This window comes from Bacillus sp. JJ1521, assembly GCF_036965165.1.
In the GTDB taxonomy this organism is placed as follows: Bacteria; Bacillota; Bacilli; order Bacillales; family Bacillaceae_L; genus Ferdinandcohnia.
On record NZ_JBALOX010000050.1, the window covers coordinates 9967 to 10925 of the forward strand.

1 protein-coding gene is annotated in these 959 nt (G+C 33.0%); it reads right to left on the reverse strand.

What is annotated here, in order from left to right; genetic code table 11:
- A partial coding sequence (locus tag V7147_RS08405) for an acyltransferase family protein (RefSeq protein ID WP_335367402.1) occupies positions 1 to 501 on the reverse strand: 501 nt, incomplete at its 3' end.
- Between the last annotated feature and the right edge of the window lie 458 nt (positions 502 to 959).

Sequence of the window (959 nt, forward strand, 5' to 3'; positions counted from 1 at the left end):
TGAAAACACAACCGCATACACAAGTAAATGCTCTAAAAACCATAAATGGCCAAATTGCATATCAGGCCATGATGGTCCAGACCAATTCGTAGGTTCACTACCAAGTCCAAAAAATATATTAACATAGTAAGAAAAAAATGAGATGGGTTCATAATCTCTGAAATTAATGTAATATAAATACATCAGAATAGGAATTATCACGAGAAATCCCAGTAGTAATGGAATACCAATTCTAATAAGACGTTCTTTTAAAAACCGTTTCGGACCTTTTCTCGCGATTGATTGAGGGAGAAAATAGGCTGATAAAAAGAAAAACATACTCATAAAAAATGCTGCATTTACAGAGAAAAACCTGCCCAACCAGTTGATAGATTCATCATCCAAAAAGTACCACCAACCACCTGGTCCATAGGCTTGTCCCGCATGATGAGCTACTACAAGCATAATTAAAGCTATTTTTATATTATCGATGAAATATAAATGATCACTCTCTTTTTTCAACATTAAAACTCCTTTCCCATTAAAAGTTATACTTTACATAATAGTAACGTATATTTCACCATTATTGGAAAAGGATTACATTTGTGGTTAACAATCTCTTATTCTTGTTCAATCCTTTTTTTGCATTATCGTCCTTCTGTGATATAGATAATAAGTTAATTCCTACTTCTACTAACCTGCCCCGTTAGTACAATTACTTCTACAAAAAAAGGCACTTCTCCTTCTTTGAGGAAAGCACCTGTACTTTAAGTATTATGTTCCACATACAATATATATCCTCCTTCTAATTTACCCTCTCACTTTCATGAAACAGCTTCATAGTATATACCTTTGATAGTTGCAAATTATAGAATAGTAAATACCCACCCACCAGTAAGATTTTTTTTGAATTGCACACTATCGTAGGGTAAATAGATTCCGTTAGCCAAACTGTTCCTCCTACTTAAAATATATTAAGA